Raw genomic sequence first — 10,148 nt, forward strand, 5'->3', positions numbered from 1 at the left:
CCTGGAATCGGAACAGCGATCGGGGGAGTATTAGGCAGCATCTTTGGCGGTGATCTCGGTAACTGGATCGGTAAGATGTTTGATGACGGTACCATCAAGAAGAAATGGGATGAGCTTGTCAAAGGTGCAGAGAATGCAGTTCAGTGGATTAAAGACACATGGTCCACCGTTTCCGGTTGGTTCAATGATAATGTGCTAACACCCATCACAACGTTTTTCAATGACACATGGAACTGGATCACAGAGAAATGGAGTCAGCTTTCTTCATGGTTCAATAATAACGTGTGGCTGCCTATTTATAACTTTGCAGTACCAATCATCAACTTTGTAGTTGGTGTTTTTGTCGTTGCGTGGGAAGTGATTAGTACCGTATGGGGAGCTGCATCGACATGGTTCATGGACAACGTATGGACTCCTTACGGACAAATTGCGGTTGTGGCAATCACTCTTGTGTGGAACAAGATCACCGAATTATGGGAATGGATAAAAATCACCTGGTCCGTTTTCTCGGCATGGTTTATGACATATGTCTGGGAACCGTTTGGATCAGTGGCAATTGAAGCCATTGTAGGGGTGTGGAATAAACTAACCGAGTTCTGGAATTGGGTTCAATTCGTATGGGGCACGTTTGCGGTATGGTTTGATACTTTCGTTTGGCAGCCTTTTATTAACGTTGGTCTGCCAGCCATTATGTTTATCTGGAACCTATTTAAAAGCACTTGGAACTGGATTAAAACATCATGGGTGGTGCTCGCAACGTGGTTTGATGAGTATGTGTGGCAACCATATAAAAAGTATGCGGAGCCAGCGATTACCTTTGTGTGGGAAAAATTTGATGAAGCATGGAAAACGATCAAGGGTATATGGGAAACGGTTAGTGGATGGTTTGAAAAATATGTTTTCAACCCATTAAAAGATCATGCAGAAAAGTTAACAAGCACATGGAAAGGCTTATTTGACATTGTTGGAAATGTTGTCGGTAAAGTTAAAGAATTTAGTGGGAAGGCATTTCATATCTTTGAGAAAAAAGGAGAAGAAAAAACAGGACTGAAAAAGAAAGAGAAAGCAGCAAATAACGCCACCGGTGGTTATATCACAAAGCCAACACTTTCATGGATCGGCGAGGCGGGGAAAGAGTTTGTCATCCCGACTGAAAACAACAGAGGACGAGGGAAGATGCTTCTTGCACAAGCTGCTTCCCACCTTGGTATGTCTGTTATGCCAAACGGCGCTTCACCTACTTCTCAAGCTGGTTCATCATCTCCTATGAGACCGGCTGCTGCCTCATCAGTTTCCACTTCTGCAAGTGGATCGGTATCAATTGGGGACGCAGGCAACGCATCAAAATACGGGGAACAGTTCACGTCTGAATTCGAGAAGGGACTAAATAATAAAGTCATCTCAATGGAGCAATGGAAACAAGCTAATATCACGCAACCATTTACTCAAATTCAAGCATCAACACCGCTTTATGGTGTGCAAACTGTCACCGGCTTTGCTGCAGGTCAAAACATGACACCAACTGGCACAGGTCAATTTTTAGATCAAAATGTAAGACAGCCTTTCTTGAATACTCGACAAGAGTCACCTACCTGGGGAGCTGGACTAATTGATGCATTTAACAGTGGCATGAGGTCCAAAGGAAGCGAAGTGACACAAGCGGCAAAGGACATGGCCAAGAAAGTGGAACAAGCCTTCCGCGAAGAATTAGACATTCATTCTCCTTCACGCGTCATGATGAGTCTTGGAAAATTCGCATCGATCGGTGTCGTCAAAGGTCTTGATTCGGTTGACGTGAAGAAATTCGCAGAGAATCAAGCTGGTTCCTTAATCGGTGCCTTCAGCGGTATGGGGGCTTCAGGTCTTAGTGTACAGCAATGGCTCATGGCAGCTCTGATGGCAACTGGCACATCGATGAGCTGGCTTCCAGGTCTGATGACAATCGCTCAGCACGAATCAAATGGAAATCCGAGAGCGATCAACTTATGGGATTCAAACGCCAAAAAGGGAACACCTTCTAAAGGCTTAATGCAAACCATTGGGCCAACGTTTAACTCCAATAAAGGTAAGGGCATGAATGACATTTGGAACCCAATTCATAATGCTGTTGCGGCCATTAACTATATTAAGGGAAGATATGGATCAGTCTTCAACACGCCGGGATTACGAAGTATCAGAAACGGTGGACCATATAAGGGGTATGCAAACGGTGGACTGATTACTCAGGAACAGATAGCTAGAGTTGGTGAAGGAAACAAGCGTGAATGGATTATTCCTGAAGAGCGTGGCATACGTGGTCGCTACTTGTTGGCTCAAGCTGCACAGGCTTTAGGAATGGACGTATATGATCCGGCCAACGCTGCATCATCTGAGCTTTCACAAGGTCAGGTGCAAACAGTAACAACTGGCACATCAAATGCACCGTCTGCTTCTGGCGGATCAAAACAGATCATCATTAATTTTAATGGTGAGCAGCATTATCATAATGGTCAAGATGCAGATTCACTTGTTGAAAAGATCAAACAGATGTTGGTTGATGAATTAGAAAATGAAATCAACACTGGAACGAAGGGAGTCGTGATTGATGGCTAAATCAAAATATCAATTATGGATTTCGCAAGGGAAGGACAAATTACGATTCCCTGTCCTTACAGAGAAATTAGAACTCAATAACAACGTACAAAATGAATCTATCAAAGTATCAAAATTTGGCGAGCTCACATTCTTGGATGTACCAGGGGCTCGCCAAATTTCATTTACAGCCTTTTTTCCAAAGAAGTATACACCGATTGCTGAATATAAAAGCATTCCATCACCAGAGAATGCGATTGCGAAAATAGAGCGATTTATGAAATCAAAAAAGCCCGTACGCTTTATTGTCACAGGAACCAAAATCAATATGCAATGCAGCATAGAAAGCTTCAATCACAATGAAGGTACTTATGATGTGGGTGATCGTGAATTCACGCTGCAGCTGAAAGAATACAAAACCGCATCACCTAGAAAAATTAAACGGAAAACCAAAAAGAGCAGCAAAAAACGCAGCTCAAAAGGCGCACCAAAAGTGTACACCGTTAAAAAGGGCGATACATTGTGGGATATTTCTGGCCGCTTCTATGGTGATAGTACAAAATGGCGCCGCATTTGGAATGTGAATAAAGCCGCGATGATCAAACGTAGTAGACGCAATATTAGACAACCAGGGCATTGGATTTTCCCTGGTCAAAAATTAAAAATACCACAATAGGGGGGGCTGACATTGATTGAGCTTTTTGCCATCAGAAGCGGCACCATGTACGAGCTTGTGACAGAGAGTGTGACACTTCGGGGGCAAAGGTATCAGGCCCCTCGCTCAATACAAGCAACGATCGTTACAAAACAAGGAAGTCAAAAGTATTACAGCATCAAAGAGGGTGACACTGTTCTTTTCAAGTGGAAAGGAAAAGAACTCTTTCGAGGAACAGTCTTTGCAAGAACGCCGAAGGACGAAAAGCTCACTTTTACTGCTTATGACATGCTTCAGTATTTGGTGAAGAACCAGGATGTCTATGTCTTTGCAAACAAACGGGCTGATCAGATAATGAAGCGGCTGGGTCAAGATTTTCAGATCCCGATGACATCGATCACTAACACAGGCCATGTCATTAAATCACTTGTATTCAAAAACGATACAAGCCTTTATGACATCATCCTGCAGGCGTTAAAAGAAACAAAGAAGCAAACAGGGCGTAACTATCAAATCTATTCTTCTAAAGGGAAAATGGGGCTGAGAGCTTGGCCTGATCCGTCCGAAGTATGGGTCATTGAATCAGGTGTGAATCTCATTGATTATCAGTACAGCACATCGATTGAGGAAACGGCCACACGTGTGAAGATGAGAGCCACACATGTGGAAAAAATCAAAGTTTTAAAGAAGGAAAAAAAGAAATCGAAGTCTACGGACAAAGATAAAGAGAAAGATAAGAAAACAACCAAACCAACTAAGCCAAAGAAGCCCAAGATGGTTACTCAAAAGAAAGAGATTGAGATGTTGGCTGTGGCGAATGATAGTTCAGCAAGAAGCAAATATGGAATTCTTCAGCACGTTGAAAGAGTGTCAGGAGAGATCAACCAAGCACAGCTGCAAAAGAGGGCTGATGTCCGACTGGCTCAAAAGAAAGGCGTAAAAAAAGAACTGAAAAGCATCCAATCTCTAGGTATTCCTGAATTACAAAGCGGTATGCCAGTACGCATCATCATCCCTGATATCGGCATTAAAAAAACGTATTGGATCGATCAAGACAGCCATGAATTTAAAGGAACCAAACACACCATGACGATCGATGTCGTTGAAAAGAATACAATCCCAACGGGGAACCAGTCATGAAACTAAGCGATGCAATTAAGCGATTGGCTGTCAATGCTGTGGATGCACAATCGCCAACAGAATTGATACTTGGTGATGTGGTGTCTGTTTCCCCTCTTAGTGTTCGACTCAATGAGAATGACAAACTCATCATTCCTAAAGAACTTCTTATCTGGCCAACTCGATTGGACGAAGATGAAGATGATGGACTCGAAGAAGGCGATAGTGTCATGGTTCTTGCGATGACAGGGGGCCAGATATTTTACATCTTAGATAAAGTAGTAGGAGGTGGTTCATAATGGCTCTTTCACCTGAAGAAGAAATTGGAGATTTTGAGGAAGATGAAGAGGATATTGTTGAACCTTCGACCACCTACCGTATCGACTTCGAGTCAGGACATCTAACCAATGAAAAGATCAATGGTCTTGATGCCATTCGCCAATTCGTCTATATGGCCTTAAGAACGGAACGATATTCGCATGCTGTTTATAGCCATGACGTAGGATGCGAAGTGCAGGAAGCTGTGTCTGATGAAGAATCAACGGACGAATACAAGGAGATGGAAATCCCGCGGCTCATTGAAGAGGCTCTTTTAGTGGATGAAAGAATCGAAAGTGTTCAAGATTTTGAGATCACTAAAGAGGGGGCAGCCTTTAAGGTGATATTTGAAGTGGTGACAGATGAGGGAACCTTGGAGATCGAGGAGGTGATTGGCGAAGATGTTTGAAGAACAGTCTTATGAAGCCATCATGGAACGCATGTTGGAACGTATACCGGATGATATTGATAAACGTGAAAACAGCGTGATATGGAATGCGTTGGCTCCTGCAGCTGCGGAACTTGCTCAATCTTATATATGGCTAGACCAGGTATTCGATCTTGTCTTTGCGGATACAGCGCAGGGAGAATTTTTAGATAGACGAGCTGCTGAAGTGGGGATCACTCGTAAAGCGGCCACAAGTGCTGTATGGTCCGTTAAAGTCTCGCCTGAAGGTATCAGAATACCAATTGGCTCAAGGTTCTACATTGACAGTCTGTATTTTCAATATCAATCTGACGGCACGCTGAAATGTGAAACATCAGGTTCTATAGGGAACGGGAATTTTGCAGAGCTGCCGCTCCTCTCGCTCGATAACATACCAGGATTAGAATCTGTCATCTTTGAAGAATTGAAGATACCAGGGCAAGAGGAAGAAGATGATGAAGCTCTTTATGAACGGTACTTGATGAGGGCAAGACGTGAAGCTGTCAGTGCCAACAAAGCACACTATAAAAAGTGGGCTGAAGAAGTAGAAGGAGTTGGGAGAGCGAAGGTTTTTCCTCTCTGGAATGGTGAAGGTACAGTGAAAGTTGTCATCACTGACGGGAATTTTGATGTGGCGACGGATCTGCTCGTCAATAAGGTTCAAGAGTACATTGATCCTGTTCCAGGAGAAGGGGAAGGTCAAGCACCAATCGGGGCTATTGCCGCTGTTGAAAGCGCCAAGTGGAAAGATGTTGAGGTGTCCGTATCTGTGGAGCTTAAAATGGATTACTCCATTGAAGATGCACAAGAGGAGATTGAAGAGAAGGTCAAAGCGCTTCTAAAATCACTTGCCTTTGAAGAAAATGTGATCAGAATGTCAGCGATCAATGACATTTTGTATCATGCGGATAGTGTCTCTGATTATGCGGATGTCTTGATCAATGGTGAAGCCAAAAACTTGCCGCTCCAAGACATTGAAATTCCGCGTCTAGGGCAGGTGAACGTCATTGAGCAAGCTTGATGAAATGAAAGCTTACCTTCCTGCTTATCTCACAGAGATCACAGATTTTGATGAGCTCATGAAATCCGAAGCTCCCGAGATGGAAAGGCTAGACGATTCTATTTTTGATATGACTGATCAATTGTTTCCGGTCACAGCAACATGGGGATTGGATCGATGGGAAAGGATGCTGAAGGTGCAGCGGGAGTCAAGTGACTCGATTGAATTGAGAAGGGCACGTGTATTGAATCTCATGTCAAACATTCCACCGATCACGTATGCATCACTAGAAAGAGCGGTGAACCGGTTCTTGAAGAACCCTAGCGCAGTGGTTCGTCTAACAACTGGCCGCTATCATTTCTCTCTTCGTGTTAATTTGGATGACCTGCAGAACACCAGATACATTGTAGAGACGCTTGAAAACTTGAAACCGGCTCACTTGGCTTACAAATTTACAAGCATTCATCATACTGATGTTCATGAAATCAAAGATTATCGTAACCGGCTCACACTGCGCAGCAGAGTGGGCTTTTTTGATCACATCCCGATTCTGTTAAATGGAGAGTTTTTACTTAATGGCACTTTTTATTTGAGCGGATCGCGCAATTCTACTGACATTCCTGTTCGGTTTAGGCAGTCTTTAAAATTGGCCATGAAGCTCAAAAAAGAAATGAAAGTTTCTGGTCGTACAAGATATGTCATGGTAGGAGCCAAACACGAAACGGATCAACAAGCAGCTCTTACACTTCGATCTCGTTTCAAACACGTAAATAAAGAAAAAAGTAAAATGACATTTCGCATGGCTGCTCATGTATCAAATGAGCAAAGCGGAAGTGTAATCATTAAGCAGAAATATTGGACGCTTGATGGATCAGTACCGCTAGACGGTTCAAAATATCTAGCTGCCACGTCCAAACAAATAGATTTATAAAGGAGGATCATAATGGCTGATCAATTAACCGTTACAACGCTTTATGCTCGGCAACAAATGGCCAAGGCTAGAGCAGAAGGAACGAAGCTCACAAAAGTGGTTAAGATGGCTTTTGGGAATGGTGGAACTAAGGACGGAATACCAATTTCTCTGGATGGAACTGAACAAGAATTAAAGAGTGAACTTGTTCAAAAGGAGATTGATTCATACGAGTTTATGGAGCCGGCGAAGATCCGGTACACATGCACCATCGCTGAAGGAGAGCTTGCTGGAGAAGTAATCAACGAATTAGCTCTAGTTGATGAAGATGGAAAGTTTACGGCCATACGCACCATGACAGACAAACAAAAAGATGGTGACATTGAATTCATCTTTGAGATTGATGATATTTATTAAGAAAGGAGTGCTCAGCGATGGACATTAAATCTCCTAAAGTATTCGAAACAAGTGACAAGGCTCATGCAGATCTGTTCAATGACATGGTGAAGGTATTACTTGAAAATGATAAAGGACTCTTAGAACAACTCTTTGGGCATATTGATGACACCAATCCGCATGCATCCGAATCGGAAAAAAAGAAATGGAATGAATCGCAGTTATATAAGATCACAGCTGATGACGGCAAATACTTGATTTCTGTCCCAGCTGACAAAAATATTTATGATGCGATCAAAGACAAGGGAACCTGTACTTTCATTGCATCCCCAGGTGTAGAGGATTCCCCTGCACCTAGTAACGCCTATTTAAGAGGAATTCAAACTGTGGGACAAAACAACATCGGAACGGGATTTGCGGTAGACACATCAGGTAATGCATATTACTTTTATTATAATTCTAGCCATATATCTATCACTTGGACGCAGCTGCCGTCAGTTGCTGAAAGGAACAAATGGAATAATGGTCAATTGTACAAAATCACTCAAGATTCAGGTGATCGTAAACCGCTCCCAACTGTGCTAGATGGAACGGATATTTTATCTTTACCCCCTGGCCGTTATTCTGCAGCAGGTCAATACCTTACAAATAAACCGACCACAAACGATTCATCGTTCTTTAATATTGACGTTGAGGGGATCGACACAAGAAAAGACATTCGTTTATGTAGAAGTTTTGACAATCTGTACTGGTTCGGAACTGTTCATACTGGAGGAGTCTTTAAAGGGTGGAAACGTATGATCACTGATGCTGATGCTAAACTCGACTGGAAGTTTCCGACGATCGGAAACGGATGGAAAACGTATAAAAGTGAAGTCAATAATGATTATCGGGTACGTGTTGCAAAGGATGCAATGGGAACTGTTTATGTTAGGGGAGCAATTACCGGAGGAACAATAGGTGATGTACCTGCCTTTACGTTACCAGTAGGATGTGAACCAGCTGGTCCTCACTATAATCTTGGAGTCGCATCAAGTACCGGTGGTTTTAAAGGACCGCAATATAGTAGACAATATATCGCTACGGATGGCCGTTTTATCATTCAAGACAGCTCAAGTAATAATGAGTTTATCGTGGTGAATTGCATGTTTAAAGCAAAGGAGTGATTTTATGAAGCCAATATACGCCTATGATGAGGATTTCAAGTATATACATGGTGGAGATAAAGAAATACCCGATGAAGCTGAAATTCCAGAGGGGTTTACGGATGTGCAGCCGCAAGATGGGTTATATAAAGCTGAGTACGATTATGCCAGTAATACATGGTTTGAATCGGCAACCCAGGAATACATTGATAGCTTACAAATCGAGCAACCGCCGTATGATATTGATTTACTAAAACAGCAAAATGCGGTCTTAACTAAACAATTGACTGAACTGTCAAAGGAAGCAGCTGCAGCCAAACTGCGTGAAGCACAGATGGCGAAACAATTGGCCCAACTCATGACTGAGATTCAGGAGTTGAAGGGTGGTGAAAAATCATGATATATCCAACAGTTGCGGATATAAAGCAATTTTGGGACTGGCAGTGTTACGGTCCTGAAGACATTGCCTTTTATGTAGAAATCGGTTGGATTAACAAAGAAGATTATCAAGAAATAACGGGAGAACAGTACGAAGCCTAAAAGGGCTTTTTATTTTGCCTTCTTTAAGGGGGTGGAAAAAGTGAGGTAGGTGAGTATGGTGGAAATGGATTTGGCTCAATATCTGATGACACAAGGACCCTTTGCGGTTCTTTTTTGTTGGGTATTGTTTTATGTTCTCAACACGACAAAGGAAAGAGAAAACAAGCTCAATGAACAAATCGAAGCGCAAAATGAAGTGTTAGCAAAGTTTAGTGAAAAGTATGATGTCGTGATCGACAAGCTCGATAAAATTGAACGGAATTTAAAATAATAGGAGGAAACAATTATGAAAAACTTCGACAAAGGCACTGTGATCCGCACGGTGCTTCTATTTATGGCATTAATCAACCAAACTTTAATTATTTTCGGTAAACCAGTTTTACCGATTGAAGAAGATCAAATCACATCATTGGCTGAGACATTATATCTTGCTGGCTCAATGATCTTCACAATCGTAACAACCCTTGCCGCATGGTTCAAAAACAACTATGTGACTGAGAAAGGGCAGCAGCAGAAAGAAGTTCTAAAACAAAAAGGATTAACGAAGTAAGGAGCTGCCAAGAGGTGGCTCTTTTTATATTAAATTGATCAAAGGAGACGATGAACGTGGTAAAAATCATTAAAGATTTTATTCCGAAAAGCAACAAGAACCGTCCTGGTAACTATATGAAACCTTTATATATTACGGTTCATAACACAGCTAACACAGCAAAAGGGGCAAACGCAGCGAGTCACGCATCGTTTGTGAAACGATCTAGTACAGGCGTAAGTTGGCACTACACTGTGGATGATAGTGTCATCTATCAGCATTTGCCACTAAACGAAAACGGATGGCATGCGGGAGACGGTCGGGGAACCGGCAATATGAAATCAATTGGTATTGAAATTTGTGAAAATGCTGGTGGTAACTTTGAGAAGGCAGTTGAAAACGCTCAATGGCTAATCCGTCAGCTGATGACAGAGCAAGGCATTCCATTGGCCAACGTTGTACCGCATAAGCGCTGGAGCGGCAAAGAATGTCCACGAAAGCTACTTAATCGCTGGGACAGCTTCGAAGCAGGTATTGC

The 10,148-nt window shown here is 42.5% G+C and carries 13 protein-coding genes and 1 pseudogene; all 14 read left to right on the forward strand.

Going from position 1 to position 10,148, the window contains the following annotated elements; translation table 11 throughout:
• Positions 1-2,592: transglycosylase SLT domain-containing protein (locus R0K30_RS20715; RefSeq protein ID WP_410612623.1), on the forward strand; the 2,592-nt coding region annotated here is incomplete at its 5' end.
• Positions 2,585-3,247: a LysM peptidoglycan-binding domain-containing protein gene (locus R0K30_RS20720; protein ID WP_410612625.1), complete on the forward strand. Its 663-nt coding sequence runs from the start codon at positions 2,585-2,587 to the stop codon at positions 3,245-3,247. The genes R0K30_RS20715 and R0K30_RS20720, both read left to right, overlap by 8 nt.
• Before the next feature lie 12 nt (positions 3,248-3,259).
• Positions 3,260-4,366 (forward strand): XkdQ/YqbQ family protein, encoded by a 1,107-nt coding sequence (locus R0K30_RS20725; RefSeq protein WP_410612627.1) that lies wholly within the window; start codon positions 3,260-3,262, stop codon positions 4,364-4,366.
• On the forward strand, positions 4,363-4,644 hold the full coding sequence (locus R0K30_RS20730) for a DUF2577 family protein (protein WP_410612629.1): 282 nt from the start codon (positions 4,363-4,365) through the stop codon (positions 4,642-4,644). Before R0K30_RS20725 ends, R0K30_RS20730 begins: the two co-directional genes overlap by 4 nt.
• Positions 4,644-5,072 (forward strand): DUF2634 domain-containing protein, encoded by a 429-nt coding sequence (locus R0K30_RS20735; RefSeq protein WP_410612631.1) that lies wholly within the window; start codon positions 4,644-4,646, stop codon positions 5,070-5,072. The genes R0K30_RS20730 and R0K30_RS20735 overlap by 1 nt, the downstream gene beginning before the upstream one ends.
• Positions 5,065-6,111: a baseplate J/gp47 family protein gene (locus R0K30_RS20740; protein WP_410612633.1), complete on the forward strand. Its 1,047-nt coding sequence runs from the start codon at positions 5,065-5,067 to the stop codon at positions 6,109-6,111. The genes R0K30_RS20735 and R0K30_RS20740 overlap by 8 nt, the downstream gene beginning before the upstream one ends.
• Positions 6,098-6,538 (forward strand): annotated as a pseudogene (locus tag R0K30_RS20745) (YmfQ family protein); the annotation flags it as partial. The gene R0K30_RS20740 and the pseudogene R0K30_RS20745, both read left to right, overlap by 14 nt.
• 495 nt (positions 6,539-7,033) lie before the next feature.
• Positions 7,034-7,417, forward strand: coding sequence for a phage tail-collar fiber domain-containing protein (locus R0K30_RS20750; protein WP_047945506.1), 384 nt, complete (start codon positions 7,034-7,036; stop codon positions 7,415-7,417).
• Between the two features lie 17 nt (positions 7,418-7,434).
• The gene (locus tag R0K30_RS20755; RefSeq protein ID WP_410612635.1) at positions 7,435-8,562 is read left to right on the forward strand and encodes a hypothetical protein; all 1,128 of its coding nucleotides are present in this window, start codon (positions 7,435-7,437) and stop codon (positions 8,560-8,562) included.
• A gap of 4 nt (positions 8,563-8,566) precedes the next feature.
• A complete protein-coding gene (locus R0K30_RS20760) occupies positions 8,567-8,941 on the forward strand; it encodes a hypothetical protein (RefSeq protein ID WP_410612637.1) in 375 nt (124 codons plus the stop codon).
• Complete coding sequence (locus R0K30_RS20765) at positions 8,938-9,081, forward strand: XkdX family protein (RefSeq protein ID WP_186299636.1); 144 nt, start codon at positions 8,938-8,940, stop codon at positions 9,079-9,081. The genes R0K30_RS20760 and R0K30_RS20765 overlap by 4 nt, the downstream gene beginning before the upstream one ends.
• 58 nt (positions 9,082-9,139) lie before the next feature.
• Entirely contained in the window at positions 9,140-9,352 is a 213-nt protein-coding gene (locus R0K30_RS20770) for a BhlA/UviB family holin-like peptide (protein ID WP_025092921.1), read from the forward strand.
• A 15-nt stretch (positions 9,353-9,367) separates the two neighbouring features.
• On the forward strand, positions 9,368-9,631 hold the full coding sequence (locus R0K30_RS20775) for a phage holin (protein WP_047945502.1): 264 nt from the start codon (positions 9,368-9,370) through the stop codon (positions 9,629-9,631).
• A 56-nt stretch (positions 9,632-9,687) separates the two neighbouring features.
• Positions 9,688-10,148: peptidoglycan recognition protein family protein (locus R0K30_RS20780; protein WP_410612640.1), on the forward strand; the 461-nt coding region annotated here is incomplete at its 3' end.

It is taken from the genome of Bacillus sp. SIMBA_154 (genome assembly GCF_046536015.1).
In the GTDB taxonomy this organism is placed as follows: Bacteria; Bacillota; Bacilli; order Bacillales; family Bacillaceae; genus Bacillus; species Bacillus pumilus_P.